Genomic DNA, 19,065 nt, shown 5'->3' with positions numbered 1-19,065 from the left:
GAGGTCTCCTGGGGCGCAAAGGGAAAGGATTGTAGCAAGTTCAGCGGCCGCGGTTCGTGAAGCTGTGCAGGGCGCGCTCGATGCACTGCACGGTTTTACCGAAAGCTTGTACCGTCACATCCGAAAATGGTCCGCCGCCCTGGTCTACCACCACCAGCATAATCACTCGACCGTTACAGGTCAGAGAGCGCAGCAGCAGGTGTTCGCCGCGAAACAGGCTGCGCAGGCCCGCTGGCAGCAATGCCGAATATTGGGCGTTGTTTTGCGGGGTCAGGCGAACCTGGGCCTGCTGGGCAAGTAATCGTTGCAGGATTTTGCTTTGGCTGATGGAGAAGCTCATGGCCGCCGCCTCCTTGGGCAAACCGGCAGTCTGATGCACGCGTACGCTGGTCTGGCTGCGGTCGGCCATCAAGATCATGACCCGGCGCATGCCACATGCCGCTAGCGCATCCCGGGCCGAGGTGGTCAGGTGCATGGCGTTGCGGAATGGGCTCGGTTCCACCAGCAACGCGGCGCATTGTTTGCGCCACTGGCTCAGGTCCTGGGCGCTGGGCGGGGCGGCGGGCAGCAAGCCTGGGTGGACCCGCTTGCTGCCCGGCGGCCAGATCAGCGCCACGGCGGGATGCCAGAGGTCCGGCATGGCGTGCTGGCGCGCGCTGTTGGCGGCCTGTTGGTGAAGCTGTTGCTGAATGTCGTCCATCGGCATCTGCAGATACAGGCTGGTCAGGTATTGCCAGCGGGCACTGTGCGGGCCGTCCCACGCCTGCTGTGCCGAAAGTGCCAGGCCGTTGGCCAGCAGCACGGTGTTGGCTGGCTGATTGAGCCAGCGCCGCAGGGTCGGGTCGTCGTCCAGGCGATTCTGTTGGCGCAGCGGATGCTCACTGTCGCGCGCAATGCGCAGCACTTTGACCAGTTCGCGACGCTCGTTGAGCAGCAGGCGATAGCCCTGCGCTACCCAGACCGGCAGGCGCCAGGTCTCCACCAATGCCAGGCAGATTTTCAGCAGGCTGACGCCGAACAGTTCACGCTCCACTTCGCCAGCTGGCTGGCCTTTATGAACGACGCGCAGCTCCCATTCCCCGAGCAATCGTGGATGAGTGAGGGCCAGCGGCCAGAGCGGTGACAGGAACAGCAGGCTGCCCCAATGGATGTCTTGCCACAGCCGCGCCAGGCGACTGGCAAAAAAACCGTTGGCCTGTTGCGTGGCGTGCTGGCTGATCAATTGCAACTGGCGCAGGGCCAAAGGGATCTGCTGCCCCGGCAGTGAGGGCAGGCGAGCGAGCAGTTCTTCGGTGCGCTTGAGGCCGAGGCGGTTGATCGCCACCTCAAGGTTTTCCGCCGGTTCCGCCAGGGTGCCGTGCGTGTGGTGGTTGGCTTCGCGGATGACGCTCAGGGCCAGCGCGGGGCTGTCCTGCATCAATTCGGCGATGTCACGCAGCGAGCGGCGACTGTCGCCAATCGCCTTGCAGACCAGGTCGTGGCTGGCCTGGGGCACCGGCAGGTGCACGCCCTCGAGCAGCTTTACCCAGCCTTCGAGGGTGGTCGGTCTTGGAGTTGGGACGTTCGTTTCGTTAGCCATGGTTGGACGTGATCATCGCATGGGGTATCTACGCCCGGAACGGGGCAAAATTGGCTTTTCGCCGGAACTGGCTATAGTCTGGCGCAGTTTTGCCGATAAGTAGAAGAAGAGATTTTTCAGCTTCCGAATATGACCTTGAACCCGACTTAAATAAGTACTTTCTATCTATGGCTAAAATTATCGGCATCATCGTCGTGTTCGCGAGCGTGCTCGGCGGATACGTGCTCTCCCATGGCAAGATTGCCGCCCTGGTCCAGCCTTTCGAGGTGTTGATCATCGGCGGTGCAGCCCTTGGTGCATTCCTGCAGGCCAACCCTGGCTATATGACAATGCATGTGCTCAAGAAATCCTTGAGCATGTTCGGCTCGCGTTTCAGCCACACCTTCTATCTCGAGGTGCTGGGGCTGGTCTACGAGATCCTCAACAAAAGCCGCCGCGAAGGCATGATGGCGATCGAGGGTGACATCGAAGACGCCGCCGCCAGCCCGATCTTCGCCAAGTACCCCTCGGTGCTGAAAGACGAGCGCATGACGGCGTTCATCTGTGACTACCTGCGCATCATGTCGTCCGGCAACATGGCCCCCCATGAGCTTGAAGGTTTGTTCGACATGGAGCTGTACAGCCTCAAGGAAGACCTTGAGCACCCGTCTCATGCAGTCAACGGCATCGCCGACGGCATGCCCGGCTTCGGTATCGTTGCGGCGGTATTGGGCATCGTGGTGACCATGGCATCCCTGGGTGAAGGCGATCAGGCGTCCATCGGCCTGCACGTGGGCGCGGCATTGGTGGGTACTTTCTTCGGTATCCTGGCGGCGTACGGTTTCTTCGGCCCGCTGGCCCATTCCCTGGCGCATGACGCCAAGGAAGAACTCAACGTCTATGAGGCCATCAAGGCTTCCCTGGTGGCTTCGGCCTCGGGCATGCCGCCGTCCCTGGCGGTGGAGTTCGGTCGCAAGGTCCTGTACCCGGCGCACCGTCCAAGCTTCGCCGAGCTGGAACAAGCGGTTCGCGGTCGCTAAGCCATGGAAAATAACCAGCCCATTATAGTCAAGCGCGTCAAGCGCATTGCCGGCGGGCACCATGGCGGCGCCTGGAAAATTGCCTTCGCCGACTTCGCCACGGCGATGATGGCGTTCTTCCTGGTGCTGTGGCTGCTGTCCACCGCGACCCCGGAACAGAAGATCGCCATCGCCGGTTACTTCAAGGATCCGATCGGTTTTTCCGAGAGCGGCACGCCCTACATCATCGACCTGGGCGGCTCGCCCGTCCTGGCGCCGGAAAATACCCTCAACCCCGAGGTCAAGTCCCAGCCTCAGCCTGACAAGGCGACTGTCGACGCCAATGAGGCCGAGGGCATGGCCGAGCAGGTCGAGCGCGAACGCCTGGAACTGCTCCTGCAGGAATTGCAGAACAAGGTTGAAGAGAATCCTGAACTACAGAAATTCAAGGACCAGATCCTTTTCGAGATCACACCGAACGGCCTGCGCATCCAGATCATGGACGCCGATAACCGTCCGATGTTCGACTCTGGCAGTGCGCGCCTGAAGCCGTATTTCGAAGACATCCTGCTGGCCATGGCCGATACCATCAAAGCGGTGCCGAACAAGATCAGCATCAGTGGCCACACCGATGCCAAGCCTTACGTCGGCAAAGGCGACTTCGGTAACTGGGAACTGTCGGCCAACCGGGCCAACGCGGCACGGCGTGCCTTGGTGGCGGGCAGCTATCCGGATGAGCAAGTGGCGCGGGTCGTCGGTTATGCGTCTTCGGCACTGTTCGATCGCAAGGATCCGTTCAACCCGGTCAACCGCCGCATCGACATCGTGGTGTTGACCAAGAAAGCCCAGAAAGCCATCGAAGGTTCGCAAACCGACGATCCGGCGCCAGACCCGGCTACGGGCGAGGGCGCGCCGGGTGAAGCGCCTGCATCGCCCGCCACGCCTGGCGCGGCTGCCGATCCGAACGCGCTGCCGGCGGACCAGCAACCAGTGCCGGCCCATGAGTTGCGCGAGCGCCTGAACCTGTTCGACGACGCCGCGCCGAAACCGGCGGAGCCGCCAGCGCAGTGACCTGACTGGCGATCGCAAACCTGTGGCGAGGGGATTTACTTGTGGCGAGGGGATTTATCCCCGCTGGGCTGCGTAGCAGCCCTGTTGTTCATCTACATGGAAAGGGGGGCGCTTCGCACCCCAGCGGGGATAAATCCCCTCGCCACAATCAGTAACTGCTTTCCGGCAAGCTCGCGATGATCGAACGGTAGCTGTTCATCCGTTGTTGATGCACGCGGCCTTCTTCCAGCGCCTTGAGCAAGGCACAACCGGGCTCGCGATCGTGCTTGCAGTCGCGGAAGCGGCAGGTGCCGATCAGGTCGTTGAACTCGATGAACCCGGCTTCGACATCGGCCCGGCTGACGTGGCCCAGGCCAAACTCGCGGATGCCCGGCGAGTCGATCAATTCACCGCCGCCGGGAAAATGGAACAGTCGCGCGGTGGTGGTGGTGTGGGTGCCTTGGCCGGACAGCTCGGACAACGGCCCGACGCGGGTCTCGACTTCCGGCAGCAGGCTGTTGACCAGCGATGACTTGCCGACGCCGGACTGGCCGACGAACACGCTGATGCGCCCGTCGAGTTGCTGCTGCAATTGCTCCATGCCGTTGCCGTGATGGGCCGAGACTTCCAGCACCGGGTAACCCAGATCCCGATAGACCGACAGCAGGGCGTTCAGCGCCGGGGCGTTGTGTTCGTCGATCAGGTCGAACTTGTTGAGCAACAGCAACGGGCGGATGCCGGCGTGTTCGGCCGCCACCAGGTAACGGTCGATCAGGTTGGCGTGGGGCTCGGGCAGCGGAGCGAAGACAATCACGATCATGTCGACGTTGGCCGCCACCGGCTTGAGCTGGCCCCGGCTGTCCGGGCGGCACAGCTCGGTGTGGCGCGGCAGTTGCGCGACGATCACGCCGATGCCCTGGTTGCCGGCCCGCCAGACCACCTGGTCGCCGGTCACCAGCGCCGGCAGATTGGCCCGCAAATGGCAGCGGAATACCTGACCGGCCAACTCGCCTTCCTGGGCCTCGACCTCGACCTGGACGCCGAAATGCGCGATCACCAGCCCGGTCTGCTCAGGGCCCAGGTCTCCGCCCTCCAGGGCCTCGACGGCACTGGATTCACGTTTGGCTGCGCGGGCGGCGCGCTCGCCCTGGATCTTTTCGATGCGCCAGTTCTGACGACGATTGAGTTGGCGTTTGGCCATGGGTGTTCCGTATGAAGAAATGCAGCGAATAGGGTAAAACGGCGGCGAGTTTAGCACGCCCGACCGGTTGCCTAGGCTAAACTGCGCAGCTAAGCCGAGGAGCTCCCCCATGCAAAACCCGCAGAACCTGATCTGGATCGACCTGGAAATGACCGGTCTGAACCCTGACACCGACGTCATCATCGAAATGGCCACCATCGTCACCGACAGCGACCTCAACACCCTGGCCGAGGGTCCGGTGATTGCGATCCACCACAGTGATGAGGTGCTCGCCGGCATGGACGAGTGGAACACCCGCCAGCACGGCGGCTCGGGCCTGACCCAACGGGTGCGCGAGAGCAGGATCAGCATGGCCGAGGCCGAAGCCCAGACCATCGCCTTCCTGGAACAATGGGTGCCAAGGGGCAAGTCGCCGATCTGTGGCAACAGCATTTGCCAGGACCGGCGCTTCCTTTATACCCACATGAAATCCCTGGAAAGCTATTTCCATTACCGCAACCTGGATGTCTCCACGCTCAAGGAGCTGGCCGCCCGCTGGGCGCCAGAAGTGCGAGACAGTTTCCAGAAGGGCAGCACCCACCTGGCCCTGGATGACATCCGCGAGTCCATCGCCGAGTTGCAGCATTATCGCAAGCACTTCATCAAGTTCTGACCGGCACCCAGCGACTGGCGAGATTGTTTTTGTGGCGAGGGAGCTTGCTCCCGCTGGCCTGCGAAGCAGGCCCCAGCAGTTTTCCAGGAAGACTCAATTGTCTGGTTTGCGACTGCTGCGCAGCCGAGCGGGAGCAAGCTCCCTCGCCACAGGGGATCCTCTCAGCCAGGGTCGGCGCCGCGCCCCCTTTTGGTGCCAGCCCAAACTGGCTAGACTGCGCGCCTTCCCGCAAGGACTGCCACCATGCTGCTGATGCTGTATCTGATCGCCATTACCGCCGAAGCCATGACCGGCGCCTTGTCTGCCGGGCGGCGTGGCATGGACTGGTTCGGCGTGGTGCTGATCGCCTGTATCACGGCGCTGGGTGGCGGCTCGGTGCGCGACGTGCTGCTGGGGCATTACCCACTGACCTGGGTCAAGCATCCGGAATACCTGGTGCTGACCACCGCGGCGGCCATGCTGACAGTATTCCTGGCACGCTGGATGCGTCACCTGCGCTCGTTGTTCCTGGTGCTCGATGCCGTTGGGCTGGTGGCGTTTACCTTGATCGGCTGCATGACCGCGCTGGAAATGGGCCATGGCATGTTGGTGGCCTCGGTCAGTGGGGTGATCACCGGGGTGTTTGGCGGCATTCTCCGGGATATCTTCTGTAACGATATCCCGCTGATTTTCCGTCGCGAACTCTATGCCAGCGTCTCGTTCGCCGCCGCGTGGTGCTACCTGCTGTGCGTCTACCTGCAATTGCCCAGCGAGCAGGCGATCCTGATCACCCTGTTCGGTGGTTTCCTGCTGCGGCTCCTGGCGATCCGGTTCCACTGGGAAATGCCCAAGTTCGTCTATAACGACGAAGTCTGACGCTCGGCATGTTGGCGCAGCGCCCATTGCACATGTTCCTGCACCAGGGCTGACGGATAGTCCTGTCGAGCCTTCAACGCCTCCAGCACGGGAATTGTCGTCGGCGCGTTGCCGAGTCCCACCGCCAGGTTACGCAGCCAGCGCTCATAACCGGCGCGGCGTAATGGCGAACCTTCGGTGCTGCTGAGAAACCTGTCCTCATCCCACATGAACAGCTCGGCCAGTTCGGCATTGTCCAGGTTGTGGCGTGGCTTGAAGTCGCCTTCCGCGGACGGCCGGGCGAAGCGATTCCAGGGACAGACGATCTGGCAGTCATCGCAACCGAACACCCGATTGCCGATCAGCGGCCGCAGCTCCTCGGGGATAGCGTTTTTCAGTTCGATCGTCAGGTAGGAAATGCAGCGTCGGGCATCCAGTACGTAAGGACCGACGAAAGCATTGGTCGGACAGATGTCCAGGCAGGCGGTGCATTTTCCGCAATGCTCGGTGCCATGGGGCGAGTCCACCGGCAGCGGCAGGTCGACGAAAAGCTCGCTGAGGAAAAAATAACTCCCGGCCTTGCGGTTCAACACCAGGGTATTTTTGCCGATCCAGCCCAGTCCAGCCTGTTCGGCGATGGCTTTTTCCAGTACCGGTGCGCTGTCGACGAACGCGCGATAGCCGAAGGGGCCGATGGCTGCCTGGATTTTTTCTGCCAATTGCTGCACGCGTTTACGGATCAATTTGTGGTAATCGCGGCCCAACGCATAACGCGAGACGTAGGCTTTTTCCGGTTCGCCAAGCAATTGCGCCATTCGGGTGTCGCCCGGCAGGTAGTCCATGCGCAGGGACACCACCCGCAGCGTGCCCGGAACCAGTTCTTCCGGGTGCGAGCGTTTGCTGCCGTGGGCGCCCATGTAATCCATTTCGCCGTGGTAGCCGGCTTCGAGCCAGCGTTGCAAGTGCTGCTCATGCTCGCCAAGGTCCAGGCCGCTGATGCCGACTTGCTGGAAACCCAGCTCGCGGCCCCACTCCTTGATGGATTGGGCGAGAGCGGGGAGGTCTGTGGGAATGGCAGGCATGAGGCGAGAGAAACCGGAGCTGAGATGCGTATAATTCTGCCAGACATCGGAGCCCGAAGACGCATGCCGCAGACTAAAGATGAATTTCCCGACGCGCTGTACAGTGCCGCGCAAGTCCGGGCCCTCGACGCGCAACTGATCGCGGCGGGTACCAGCGGCTTCGAATTGATGCAGCGCGCCGCCCGCGCCACCTGGCGAGCGATCGTCCGGCGCTGGCCTGAAGCCAGCGAGTTGACCGTATTCGCCGGCCATGGCAACAACGCTGGCGATGGCTACCTGGTGGCGACTTTGGCCCGGCGCGCCGGCTGGTCGGTCCGGGTACTGGCGGTAGGCGAGCCCCGGCGGTTGCTGGGGGATGCCGCCAATGCCCATGCCGAAGCCGTGGCGGTCGGTGTGCCGGTGGAACCCTGGTCGGATGATTGCGAATTGCGCGGTGTTCTGCTCGACGCGTTGCTCGGCACCGGGGCGAGCGGTGACGTTCGCGAACCGTATGTCCGGGCAATCGACACCATCAATGTCAGTGGGTTACCGGTCGCTGCGGTGGATATCCCTTCCGGGTTGTGTGCCGACACCGGTCGGGTGCTGGGTACCGCGGTGACGGCGGACCTGACCGTGACCTTTATTGGCCTGAAGCTTGGCCTGTTCACCGGCGATGCGGCGGATCGGGTGGGCGAGTTGGTATTCAACGACCTGCACGCGGACCCGGACATCGTTGACGCGGCGCCGGCCAACGCTCGATTGCTCTTGCCGCATAACCTGCCGCGTCTGCCGCCCCGTGCGCCTTCAGCCCACAAGGGCAAGTTTGGTCATGTGCTGTTGATTGGTGGCGACCGCGGTTTTGGCGGCGCCATCCAGTTGAGCGCCGAAAGCGCCTTGCGCAGCGGTGCGGGGATGGTTTCGATGGCGACCCGCAGCGAGCACGTGGCCGCCGCGCTGGTGCGTTTGCCCGAGGTGATGGTGCAAGGCACCCATTCGGCTAACCAGTTGATGGGGTTGCTCAAGCAGGCCAGCGTGCTGGTGGTGGGGCCGGGCCTGGGCCAGGCCGCTTGGGGGCGCAGCCTGTTGTCGGCGGCGGCCAATGCGTCGCTGCCGCAGGTGTGGGATGCCGATGCGCTGAATTTGTTGAGCCATGGCGTGGTCAGTCTGCCGGAACAGTGCATCATCACTCCGCATCCGGGCGAGGCCGCGCGGCTGCTGGGGATTTCCACCGTGCAGGTGCAGGCCGATCGTCCGGCGGCGGCCCACGCATTGAGCAAAAAATACCGAGCCTGCGTGATTCTCAAGGGCGCCGGTAGCCTGATCGCCAGTCCGGACGGGCGCCTGGCGGTTTGCGGCCAGGGGCATCCGGCGATGGCCACGGCGGGCCTGGGGGATGTGCTGGCTGGCGTGGCCGGCGCTTTGCTGGCCCAGGGAATGGAAGGATTCGAAGCCGCGTGCCTGGCCGTCTGGCTGCATGCCAATGCCGGGGTGCAGGTCGGTCGCTCGGGCCGCGGATTGGCCGCGACCGATCTGATTCCGGCCATTCGTCAGTTGTTGGAGGAGCATTCACCGTGTCTGTAGTAACCCTGTACGTGGCGGACGAACAAGCCATGACACAATTTGGCGCCCGCATCGCGCAGATCACCGCAGGCCGTGGTCTGATTTTTCTCGAAGGCGACCTTGGCGCGGGGAAAACCACCCTGTCCCGTGGCATCATTCGCGGCCTCGGGCATGTCGGCTCTGTCAAGAGCCCCACGTTCACGTTGGTCGAGCCCTACGAGATCGGTAATACCCGCGCCTTTCATTTCGACCTGTATCGACTGGTCGATCCTGAGGAGCTGGAGTTTCTCGGGATCCGTGATTATTTCGAAGATGACGCCTTGTGCCTGATCGAATGGCCTCAGAAGGGTGCAGGCTTTTTGCCAAAGCCCGACCTGACCATTACCATTGGCGCGCAGAACGGCGGGCGTTCGCTGAAACTGACGCCGCAAGGCTCGCGTGGCGAGTCGTGGTGTGCCGCTCTGGCACTGGAAAACTAATTGATGATGGGGTTTGGTATGCGCTTTCGCGCGGTGGTTGCTGTCGTAGGACTGTTGCTTACGGCACTGGCCGTCGATGCTGTGGCTGAGACAAAGGTCAACAGTGTTCGCCTCTGGCGGGCGCCGGACAACACCCGGCTGGTGTTCGACCTGACAGGCCCGGTGCAGCACAGCGTGTTCACCCTCGCGGCCCCGGATCGCCTGGTGATCGACATCAACGGTGCATCCCTGGGCGCGCCGCTGAACGTGCCCACGGCGAACACGCCGATTACCGCGATGCGTTCGGCCCAGCGCACGCCCACCGACCTGCGCGTGGTCATCGATCTGAAACAGGCCGTGACCCCGAAGAGTTTCACCCTCGCGCCCAATGCCCAGTACGGTAACCGGTTGGTGGTGGATCTGTTCGATAACCCGGCCGACGCCGCGCCTGCACCACCGCCCCCGACCAAGGTCGCGACGGTGCCTGCCGTGCCGGTCACACCCACCGAGCCTGCGCTCAAGCTGCCACCGGCGCCGGCCGGCAAACGCGACATCATCGTGGTCATCGATGCTGGCCACGGTGGCGAAGACCCCGGCGCCTCGGGCTCGCGCGGTCAGCGTGAGAAAGACGTGGTGCTGGCCATCGCCCGGGAGTTGCAGCGCCAGGTCAACGGCATGAAGGGCTTTCGCGCCGAGCTGACCCGCACCGGCGACTACTTCATTCCGTTGCGTGGCCGCACCGAGATCGCCCGCAAGAAAGGTGCAGACCTGTTCGTCTCGATCCACGCCGACGCCGCGCCTTCGAAGGCTGCGTTCGGCGCCTCGGTATTTGCCTTGTCCGATCGTGGCGCCACCTCCGAGACCGCGCGCTGGCTGGCCGACAGTGAAAACCGTTCCGACCTGATCGGCGGTGCCGGCAACGTCAGTCTCGACGACAAGGACCGGATGCTCGCGGGCGTGTTGCTGGATCTGTCGATGACCGCCTCGTTGACGTCAAGTCTGAACGTTGGGCAAAAGGTCCTGAGCAACATCGGCCGCGTTACCCCGTTGCACAAGCAACGCGTCGAACAGGCCGGATTCATGGTGCTCAAGTCGCCGGACATCCCGTCGATCCTCGTGGAAACCGGGTTCATCTCCAACGCCAACGAAGCCTCGAAACTGTCTTCCGCGAGCCATCAGCAGGCCCTGGCCCGTTCCATCAGCAGCGGTGTGCGGCAGTTCTTCCAGCAGAACCCGCCGCCGGGCACCTACATCGCCTGGCTGCGCGATTCGGGCAAGATTGCCCAGGGACCCAGGGATCATCGCGTCAGTCCTGGCGAAACCCTGGCGATGATCGCGGTGCGCTACCAGGTGTCGCCCGCTACCTTGCGCAGCGCCAATAACCTGCAGAGTGACGAGCTGAAGATCGGCCAGACCCTGACCATTCCCGGCAACGAAGTGGCGGTCAAGCAATGACGGATGAAGTGATTGGCGGCAACGCTCGCATCGAACTGCTCAGCCCGCGGCTGGCGAACCAGATCGCCGCCGGTGAGGTGGTCGAGCGCCCGGCGTCGGTGATCAAGGAGCTGCTGGAAAACAGCCTCGACTCCGGGGCCAAGCGCATCGATGTCGATGTCGAGCAGGGCGGCGTCAAGCTGCTGCGGGTGCGCGATGACGGTCGCGGCATTCCCGCTGACGACCTGCCGCTGGCGCTGGCTCGCCACGCCACCAGCAAGATCCGCGACCTGGAAGACCTTGAGCGGGTCATGAGCCTGGGGTTTCGTGGCGAGGCGCTGGCGTCCATCAGCTCGGTGTCGCGCCTGACGCTGACGTCCCGCACCCGCGATGCCGACCAGGCCTGGCAGGTCGAGACCGAAGGCCGCGACATGGCTTCTCGCGTCCAGCCCGCCGCGCATCCGGTGGGCACCTCGGTGGAGGTGCGCGACCTGTTCTTCAATACCCCGGCCCGGCGCAAGTTCCTCAAGGCCGAGAAGACTGAATTCGATCATTTGCAGGAAGTCATCAAGCGCCTGGCCCTGGCGCGTTTTGACGTGGCGTTCCATTTGCGCCACAACGGCAAGACCATCCTCAGCCTGCACGAGGCCCACGATGATGCGGCCCGCGCCCGGCGCGTGGGCGCGGTGTGCGGTGCGGGTTTCCTCGAGCAGGCATTGCCCATCGAGGTGGAGCGCAATGGCCTGCACCTGTGGGGCTGGGTCGGCTTGCCGACGTTCTCCCGCAGCCAGGCGGACTTGCAGTATTTCTATGTGAATGGCCGCGCGGTGCGCGACAAGCTCGTGGCCCACGCGGTGCGCCAGGCGTATCGCGATGTGCTGTTCAACGGCCGGCATCCGACCTTCGTGCTGTTTTTCGAGGTCGACCCTTCGGTGGTGGACGTCAACGTGCACCCGACCAAGCACGAAGTGCGGTTCCGTGACGGGCGCATGGTCCATGACTTCCTCTACGGCACTTTGCATCGCGCCCTGGGCGACGTGCGTCCCGAAGATCAATTGGCGGCCCCGGCGGCGGTGGCCGGCATGGTCCGGCCAAGCGGACTGGAAGCTGGCGAATTCGGTCCCCAGGGCGAAATGCGCCTTGCGGCCAACGCGCTGCTTGAGCAGCCTCAGCCCCAGCCGGTCTATAACACGGCCGGCAACGGTGCCGGCAGCGGCTATCAATACCAATACACACCGCGTCCTCAGTCGAATGTGCCGGCGGCGGAGGCCCAGGCCGCCTATCGCGAGTTTTTCAAGCCGCTGCCGGAGGCCGGTGCGGCGGCATTGCCCGATGGCCAGGGCGATATCCCGCCGCTAGGCTATGCCCTGGCGCAGCTCAAAGGCATCTACATCCTCTCGGAAAATGCCCAGGGCCTGGTCCTGGTGGACATGCATGCCGCCCACGAGCGGATCATGTACGAGCGGCTGAAGATCGCCATGTCCAGTGAGGGCTTGAGCGGCCAACCGCTGCTGGTGCCCGAGTCCCTGGCCGTCAGTCAGCGCGAAGCCGATTGCGCCGAAGAACATGTGAGCTGGTTCCAGCGCCTGGGCTTCGAGTTGCAGCGCCTGGGCCCGGAGACCCTGGCGATCCGGCAGATCCCGGCCTTGTTGAAACAGGCCGAGGCCAATCGCCTGGTCAGCGACGTGCTGGCCGACCTGATGGAGTACGGCACCAGTGACCGGATCCAGGCGCACCTGAACGAACTGCTCGGCACCATGGCCTGCCACGGCGCAATCCGCGCCAACCGGCGCCTGGCCCTGCCGGAAATGAACGGTCTGCTGCGGGACATGGAAAACACCGAGCGCAGCGGTCAATGCAACCATGGCCGGCCGACCTGGACCCAATTGGGCCTGGACGACCTGGACAAACTGTTCCTGCGCGGTCGCTGATGAGCCAGCTCCCTCCGGCGATCTTCCTGATGGGGCCGACGGCCGCCGGCAAGACCGACCTGGCCATCGAACTGACCAAGGTGCTGCCCTGCGAGTTGATCAGCGTCGACTCGGCGTTGGTCTATCGGGGCATGGACATCGGCACCGCCAAGCCATCGAAAGAACTGCTGGCTGAATTTCCCCACCGCCTGATCGATATCCTCGACCCGGCCGATGCCTACTCGGCGGCCGATTTCCGGCGTGATGCGCTCCAGGCCATGGCCGAGATCACCGCGCGGGGCAAGATTCCGCTGCTGGTGGGCGGCACCATGCTCTATTACAAGGCCTTGGTCGACGGGCTGGCGGACATGCCGGCGGCCGATCCCGAGGTGCGCGCGCAGATCGAAGAAGAGGCTGCGCGCCTTGGCTGGCAAGCGCTGCATGAGCAATTGGCGGCCATTGACCCGGAATCGGCGGCGCGTATCCACCCCAACGACCCGCAGCGGCTCAGCCGGGCGCTGGAGGTCTATCGGGTCAGCGGCCAGAGCATGACGGCCCTGCGCCAGCGACAATCTGCGCAAAGTACTGAAGCAGCCGCTTCGGGACTGCAACAATTGCCCTATACTGTCGCGAATCTGGCCATCGCTCCGGCGAACCGGCAAGTGTTGCATCAGCGTATTGAACAAAGATTCACATTGATGTTGGAACAGGGGTTCATAGACGAGGTCGTAGCCCTGCGTGAGCGAAGTGACCTGCACGCCGGGTTGCCGTCTATACGTGCGGTAGGTTATCGACAAGTCTGGGATTACCTGGACGGCAAGCTGACGTCAGCCGAGATGCGCGAGCGTGGGATTATCGCCACGCGCCAATTGGCGAAGCGCCAGTTCACCTGGTTGCGCAGCTGGACTGACTTGCACTGGCTCGACAGCCTTGATTGCGACAATCTGCCACGCGCCTTGAAATACCTCGGGACCATCTCCATATTGAGCTGAGTCCTTGCAATTGCCGTCTATCCTTGGGGGTGTGACGGCCCAAGCCATCTGATTCCGATTTTTATAATTGATCCTTAAAGGAGTGCGGCACATGTCAAAAGGGCATTCGCTACAAGACCCTTACTTGAACACTTTACGTAAAGAGAAAGTTGGGGTGTCCATCTATCTGGTCAACGGGATCAAACTGCAAGGCACGATCGAGTCTTTCGACCAGTTCGTCATCCTGCTGAAAAACACCGTCAGCCAGATGGTCTACAAACACGCTATCTCGACAGTGGTGCCGGTTCGTCCAATTCGTCTGCCTAGCGCAACCGAATCCGAAGGCGCTGACGCTGAGCCGGGTAACGCTTGATAGGAGCCTCCTTTGTTCTTTGAGCGCCACGGTGGTGGTGAGCGGACTATTCTCGTTCACTTGGAAGGACAGGACCCTGAGGCGCGCGAAGATCCGCAGGAGTTTCAGGAATTGGCAATTTCGGCCGGCGCCGAGACCGTCGCGTTTGTCAACGTGCCGCGTCATCGGCCAACCGCCAAATTCCTGATCGGCAGTGGCAAGGTCGAGGAGTTGCGCGATCTGGTCAAGGCCGAGCACATCGATCTGGTGATTTTCAACCACATCCTTACGCCCAGTCAGGAACGTAACCTCGAACGTGTCTTCGAGTGTCGCGTGATCGACCGCACCGGGCTGATTCTCGATATCTTTGCCCAACGCGCGCGTACCCATGAAGGCAAGCTCCAGGTCGAACTGGCCCAGCTTGAGCACATGAGCACACGGCTGGTTCGCGGCTGGACTCACCTCGAGCGCCAGAAAGGCGGTATCGGCCTGCGTGGCCCGGGTGAAACCCAGCTGGAAACCGACCGGCGCCTGCTGCGGGTTCGCCTGCGCCAGATCAAGGGGCGGCTGGAGAAGGTCCGCAGCCAGCGCGAGCAGTCGCGACGCGGCCGCAAGCGGGCGGACATCCCGACGGTTTCACTGGTGGGGTATACCAACGCCGGCAAATCGACGCTGTTCAATCACGTTACCCAGTCCGACGTCTACGCGGCCGACCAGTTGTTCGCCACGCTCGACCCGACCCTGCGCCGGCTCGACCTGGACGACCTCGGGCCGATCGTGCTGGCCGACACCGTGGGCTTCATCCGGCACTTGCCGCACAAGCTGGTCGAGGCTTTCCGGGCTACGCTCGAAGAGTCGAGCAACTCCGACCTGCTGCTGCATGTGATCGATGCCGCCGAGCCGGACCGGATGCTGCAGATCGAGCAGGTCATGGTGGTGCTGGGCGAGATCGGGGCGCAGGACTTGCCGATCCTCGAGGTATACAACAAACTCGATTTGCTCGAGGGCGTGGAACCGCAGATCCAGCGCGATGCCGACGGCAAGCCGCAGCGGGTCTGGCTGTCGGCGCGTGATGGCAGCGGCCTGGACCTGCTCAAGGAGGCCGTGGCGGAGCTGCTGGGCGACGACCTGTTTGTCGGCACCCTGAAGCTGCCACAGCATTTTGCCCGGCTGCGTGCCCAGTTCTTCGAGCTGGGGGCGGTGCAGAAAGAAGAACACGACGAAGACGGTGTCTGCCTGCTGGCCGTTCGCCTGCCTCGGTCGGAACTGAACCGGCTGGTCAGTCGTGAAGGGCTGCAACCGATGGAATTCATCGAGCAACACACTTTGCAATAAAAGCCTGAGAAAGCTGTGTCAGGCATTCTGTAGCATTGGCCGGCGCGCCGTGGGTGCGTCTTTGCTTTATCAGATGGAGAGCGCTATGGCTTGGAATGAGCCGGGTGGCAACTCGAACAACCAGGATCCCTGGGGCGGCAAGCGTCGTAACAACGGCGACCGCAAGGGACCACCGGATCTCGACGAGGCCTTCCGCAAGCTGCAGGAAAGCCTGAACGGTTTGTTCGGTGGTGGTAAGAAACGCGGTGACGAGGGCGGCAGCCGTGCGGGCAGAGGCGGTGGTTTCGGCCTGCTCGGCATCGGTCTTGTCGTGCTTGCGGCTGTCTGGCTGTACAGCGCGGTGTATGTCGTGGACGAGCAGGAGCAAGCCGTGGTGCTGCGCTTCGGCAAGTACTACGAAACCGTCGGCCCGGGCCTGAACATCTATTTCCCGCCGATCGACCAGAAGTACATGGAGAACGTCACGCGTGAGCGTGCCTACACCAAGCAGGGCCAGATGCTCACCGAAGACGAGAACATCGTCGAAGTGCCGCTGACCGTGCAGTACAAGATCACCAACCTGCAGGACTTCGTGCTGAACGTCGACCAGCCGGAAATCAGCCTGCAACACGCGACTGAAAGTGCCTTGCGCCATGTGGTGGGCTCCACCGCCATGGACCAGGTGCTGACTGAAGGCCGCGAGCTGATGGCCAGCGAAATCAAGGAGCGCCTGCAGCGTTTCCTCGACACCTATCGCACCGGTATCACCGTCACCCAGGTCAACGTGCAGAGCGCAGCGGCACCGCGTGAAGTCCAGGAAGCCTTCGACGACGTGATCCGTGCCCGTGAAGACGAGCAGCGTTCGCGCAACCAGGCCGAAACCTACGCCAACGGCGTCGTGCCGGAAGCTCGTGGCCAGGCCCAGCGCATCATCGAGGATGCCAACGGCTATCGCGACGAAGTGGTTTCCCGCGCCAAGGGTGAGGCTGATCGCTTCACCAAACTGGTGGCCGAGTATCGCAAGGCCCCTGAAGTGACCCGCCAGCGTCTGTACCTGGACACCATGCAGGAAGTCTTCAGCAACACCAGCAAGGTCCTCGTGACCGGCAACAAGAACGGCCAGAGCAATCTGCTGTACCTGCCGCTGGACAAGATGGTCGAGAGCGGTCGCAACACCAGCACGCCGTCAACCGGAGCGGCGGCAGCCGCCAGCAATGAAGCCAATGCCCGCGCGGCGGCGGACCTGCAGCAACAGCAAGCACGTACCAGGGAGAGTCGCTGATGAGCAATAAATCGCTGATCGCCCTTATTGTCGGTGTCGTCGTGGCGATCGCTGCCTGGAACTGCTTCTACATCGTGGCTCAGACCGAGCGTGCGGTGTTGCTGCAGTTCGGTCGCGTGGTCCAGGCTGATGTCCAGCCGGGGCTGCATGTGAAAGTGCCGTACGTCAACAAGGTGCGCAAGTTCGATGCCCGCCTGATGACGCTGGACGCGCCGACGCAGCGCTTCCTGACGCTGGAAAAGAAAGCCGTGATGGTCGATGCCTACGCCAAGTGGCGCGTGAAGGATGCCGAGCGCTTCTACACCGCGACGTCCGGCCTCAAGCAGATCGCTGACGAACGTCTGTCCCGTCGCCTGGAATCGGGCCTGCGTGACCAGTTCGGTAAGCGTACCCTGCATGAAGTGGTCTCCGGTGAGCGCGATGCGCTCATGTCCGACATCACCCGTTCGCTGAACACGATGGCGGAAAAAGAGCTGGGTATCGAAGTAGTCGATGTCCGCGTCAAGGCCATTGACCTGCCGAAGGAAGTGAACCGCAGCGTGTTCGAGCGCATGAGCACCGAACGTGAGCGTGAAGCCCGCGAGCACCGTGCCAAGGGTAACGAGCTGGCTGAAGGCATCCGTGCCGACGCCGATCGCCAACGCCGTGTGCTGCTGGCCGAAGCCTATCGTGAATCGGAAGAAGTCCGTGGTGATGGCGATGCCCAGGCTGCGGCGATCTACGCCAAGGCCTACGGCCAGGATCAGGAGTTCTACGCGTTCTATCGTAGCCTGCGGGCCTACCGTGAAAGCTTCGCGAACAAGTCCGACGTTCTGGTCCTGGACCCAAGCAGCGACTTTTTCCACTACCTGGAAAAAGCCAAGCCTTGATGCAACGTTGACCTGAAGCACTCCGCCCGGCGGCTAAAACGTCGGGCGGGGTGATCCTTTGGGAAAACGTGTGTATGATGCGGCAGCCGGGAAATTCCCGGCTTTTTTGCGTCTGCACGTTCGATTGTGGTGTTGGTTGCAGGCGTCGGGTGAAATGACCCGACAGGTTTTTCGAGGAAAATGCTTGGCGAGGCCGATTCAAGGCCATTCGTCACGTCGCCCTTGCGCGTGGTTTGCGGTTTTTCGCATGGCGCGGGCATTTTCTGCTTCACTCAAGGCCAGCCCGAAAGTTGGCCGCCCGGATCATAGGGGAATGGCGTAATGGCAACGGTAGACCGCTGGCTGCTGCCAGATGGCATCGAAGAAGTACTGCCACCGGAGGCCGCGCGTATCGAAGTAGCGCGTCGGCAGGTGTTGGATCTGTTCCAGAGCTGGGGTTACGAGTTTGTCGTGACCCCGCATATCGAGTACCTGGAATCCCTGCTGACCGGCGCGGGCCAGGACCTGGATCTGCGCACCTTCAAGGTCATCGATCCGCAGTCGGGTCGACAGATGGGCTTTAGGGCCGACATCACGCCACAAGTGGCGCGCATCGATGCCCACACCCTGCGTCGTGAAGGTCCGAGCCGCCTGTGCTATGCCGGCAGTGTCCTGCATGCCTTGCCGCGTGCCTTGTCGTCTTCGCGCAGCCCGATCCAGCTGGGCGCCGAGCTGTACGGCGACGCGAGCCCGAGCAGCGACGTGGAAGTCATCAGTCTGATGCTGGCCATGCTGCAACTGGCTGACGTGCCGGATGTCCACATGGACCTGGGCCATGTCGGCATCTACCGTGGCCTGGCGCGGGCGGCGGGGCTGTCCGGTGAAGTGGAGCAGCAGTTGTTCGATGCTTTGCAGCGCAAGGCCATCGACGAAGTCATCAGCCTGACCGAAGGCCTGCCGACACAATTGTCTGGCATGCTGCGGGCATTGGTGGACCTGTGTGGCGGCCGTGAAGTGCTGGGTGCCGCTCGCGAGCGTCTGGCCGGTGCGCCGGCCCCTGTGCTGGCGGCCCTTGATGACTTGTTGGCGATTGCCGAACGTCTGTCGGTGCGTTTCCCGGAGCTGCCGCTGTATTTCGACCTGGGTGAACTGCGCGGTTATCACTACCACACCGGCGTGGTATTCGCGGTGTTCGTACCGGGCGTTGGCCAGTCCATCGCCCAGGGCGGTCGCTACGACGACATCGGCGCCGATTTCGGTCGTGCCCGTCCGGCGACCGGCTTCTCTACCGATTTGAAAACCCTGGTGACCCTGGGGCGTGCTGAGATCGAGTTACCGTCTGGCGGTATCTGGATGCCTGACAGTACGGATGCGGCACTCTGGCAGATGGTCTGCCAGTTGCGCAGTGAGGGTCAGCGTGTCGTCCAGGCATTGCCTGGGCAACCTTTGGCCGCCGCCCGTGAAGCGGACTGCGACCGGCAATTGATTCAGCAGAACGGGCTTTGGCAAGTATTGCCGCTGGCTTCTTGAGTTTTCCTGCCGGCCATCGCCGGCACCAAGT

17 protein-coding genes are annotated in these 19,065 nt (G+C 62.8%); 14 read left to right on the top strand and 3 right to left on the bottom strand.

Features of this window, described 5'->3' with window-relative positions:
* Positions 1 to 40: 40 nt before the first annotated feature.
* Positions 41 to 1,579, bottom strand: coding sequence for an HDOD domain-containing protein (locus PSH78_RS23845; protein WP_305497216.1), 1,539 nt, complete (start codon positions 1,577 to 1,579; stop codon positions 41 to 43).
* A gap of 167 nt (positions 1,580 to 1,746) precedes the next feature.
* On the opposite strand from PSH78_RS23845, the gene motA reads away from it, so the two are divergent.
* Positions 1,747 to 2,598: a flagellar motor stator protein MotA gene (motA, locus tag PSH78_RS23840; RefSeq protein ID WP_305497215.1), complete on the top strand. Its 852-nt coding sequence runs from the start codon at positions 1,747 to 1,749 to the stop codon at positions 2,596 to 2,598.
* 3 nt (positions 2,599 to 2,601) lie between these two features.
* The gene (gene motB / locus PSH78_RS23835; RefSeq protein ID WP_305497213.1) at positions 2,602 to 3,648 is read left to right on the top strand and encodes a flagellar motor protein MotB; all 1,047 of its coding nucleotides are present in this window, start codon (positions 2,602 to 2,604) and stop codon (positions 3,646 to 3,648) included.
* 148 nt (positions 3,649 to 3,796) lie between these two features.
* Here motB and rsgA read toward each other — a convergent pair whose 3' ends face one another.
* The gene (rsgA, locus tag PSH78_RS23830) at positions 3,797 to 4,828 is read right to left on the bottom strand and encodes a small ribosomal subunit biogenesis GTPase RsgA (RefSeq protein ID WP_217861119.1); all 1,032 of its coding nucleotides are present in this window, start codon (positions 4,826 to 4,828) and stop codon (positions 3,797 to 3,799) included.
* A 109-nt stretch (positions 4,829 to 4,937) separates the two neighbouring features.
* Here rsgA and orn point away from each other — a divergent pair, with 109 nt between their 5' ends.
* Positions 4,938 to 5,480: an oligoribonuclease gene (gene orn, locus PSH78_RS23825; protein WP_305497212.1), complete on the top strand. Its 543-nt coding sequence runs from the start codon at positions 4,938 to 4,940 to the stop codon at positions 5,478 to 5,480.
* Between the two features lie 243 nt (positions 5,481 to 5,723).
* Complete coding sequence (locus PSH78_RS23820; protein ID WP_305497211.1) at positions 5,724 to 6,335, top strand: trimeric intracellular cation channel family protein; 612 nt, start codon at positions 5,724 to 5,726, stop codon at positions 6,333 to 6,335.
* Here PSH78_RS23820 and queG read toward each other — a convergent pair.
* Positions 6,317 to 7,396, bottom strand: coding sequence for a tRNA epoxyqueuosine(34) reductase QueG (queG, locus tag PSH78_RS23815; RefSeq protein WP_305497210.1), 1,080 nt, complete (start codon positions 7,394 to 7,396; stop codon positions 6,317 to 6,319). The genes PSH78_RS23820 and queG overlap by 19 nt on opposite strands.
* Before the next feature lie 63 nt (positions 7,397 to 7,459).
* On the opposite strand from queG, the gene PSH78_RS23810 reads away from it, so the two are divergent.
* The 10 genes from PSH78_RS23810 to PSH78_RS23765 all read left to right on the top strand — a co-directional run bounded on the left by PSH78_RS23810 (position 7,460) and on the right by PSH78_RS23765 (position 19,034).
* Positions 7,460 to 8,956: an NAD(P)H-hydrate dehydratase gene (locus PSH78_RS23810; RefSeq protein WP_305497207.1), complete on the top strand. Its 1,497-nt coding sequence runs from the start codon at positions 7,460 to 7,462 to the stop codon at positions 8,954 to 8,956.
* Positions 8,947 to 9,414, top strand: coding sequence for a tRNA (adenosine(37)-N6)-threonylcarbamoyltransferase complex ATPase subunit type 1 TsaE (tsaE, locus tag PSH78_RS23805; RefSeq protein ID WP_305497205.1), 468 nt, complete (start codon positions 8,947 to 8,949; stop codon positions 9,412 to 9,414). The genes PSH78_RS23810 and tsaE overlap by 10 nt, the downstream gene beginning before the upstream one ends.
* A 3-nt stretch (positions 9,415 to 9,417) precedes the next feature.
* Positions 9,418 to 10,848 carry an N-acetylmuramoyl-L-alanine amidase gene (locus PSH78_RS23800; protein ID WP_370871022.1) on the top strand — a complete coding sequence of 477 codons (1,431 nt, stop codon included), beginning with the start codon at positions 9,418 to 9,420 and terminating at the stop codon, positions 10,846 to 10,848.
* Complete coding sequence (gene mutL / locus PSH78_RS23795; RefSeq protein WP_305497202.1) at positions 10,845 to 12,758, top strand: DNA mismatch repair endonuclease MutL; 1,914 nt, start codon at positions 10,845 to 10,847, stop codon at positions 12,756 to 12,758. The genes PSH78_RS23800 and mutL overlap by 4 nt, the downstream gene beginning before the upstream one ends.
* Positions 12,758 to 13,729, top strand: coding sequence for a tRNA (adenosine(37)-N6)-dimethylallyltransferase MiaA (gene miaA, locus PSH78_RS23790; RefSeq protein WP_305497200.1), 972 nt, complete (start codon positions 12,758 to 12,760; stop codon positions 13,727 to 13,729). The genes mutL and miaA overlap by 1 nt, the downstream gene beginning before the upstream one ends.
* A gap of 91 nt (positions 13,730 to 13,820) precedes the next feature.
* Positions 13,821 to 14,081: an RNA chaperone Hfq gene (gene hfq / locus PSH78_RS23785; protein ID WP_058546527.1), complete on the top strand. Its 261-nt coding sequence runs from the start codon at positions 13,821 to 13,823 to the stop codon at positions 14,079 to 14,081.
* 12 nt (positions 14,082 to 14,093) lie between these two features.
* Complete coding sequence (gene hflX, locus PSH78_RS23780) at positions 14,094 to 15,395, top strand: ribosome rescue GTPase HflX (protein WP_305497198.1); 1,302 nt, start codon at positions 14,094 to 14,096, stop codon at positions 15,393 to 15,395.
* A gap of 85 nt (positions 15,396 to 15,480) precedes the next feature.
* Positions 15,481 to 16,656 (top strand): FtsH protease activity modulator HflK, encoded by a 1,176-nt coding sequence (gene hflK, locus PSH78_RS23775; protein ID WP_305497196.1) that lies wholly within the window; start codon positions 15,481 to 15,483, stop codon positions 16,654 to 16,656.
* A complete protein-coding gene (gene hflC, locus PSH78_RS23770; protein ID WP_305497195.1) occupies positions 16,656 to 17,525 on the top strand; it encodes a protease modulator HflC in 870 nt (289 codons plus the stop codon). Before hflK ends, hflC begins: the two co-directional genes overlap by 1 nt.
* Positions 17,526 to 17,846: 321 nt before the next feature.
* Positions 17,847 to 19,034 (top strand): ATP phosphoribosyltransferase regulatory subunit, encoded by a 1,188-nt coding sequence (locus PSH78_RS23765; protein ID WP_305497194.1) that lies wholly within the window; start codon positions 17,847 to 17,849, stop codon positions 19,032 to 19,034.
* Positions 19,035 to 19,065 lie beyond the last annotated feature (31 nt).

It is taken from the genome of Pseudomonas sp. FP198, assembly GCF_030687895.1.
GTDB lineage: Bacteria > Pseudomonadota > Gammaproteobacteria > Pseudomonadales > Pseudomonadaceae > Aquipseudomonas.
This window is presented reverse-complemented; position numbering and strand designations above follow the sequence as displayed.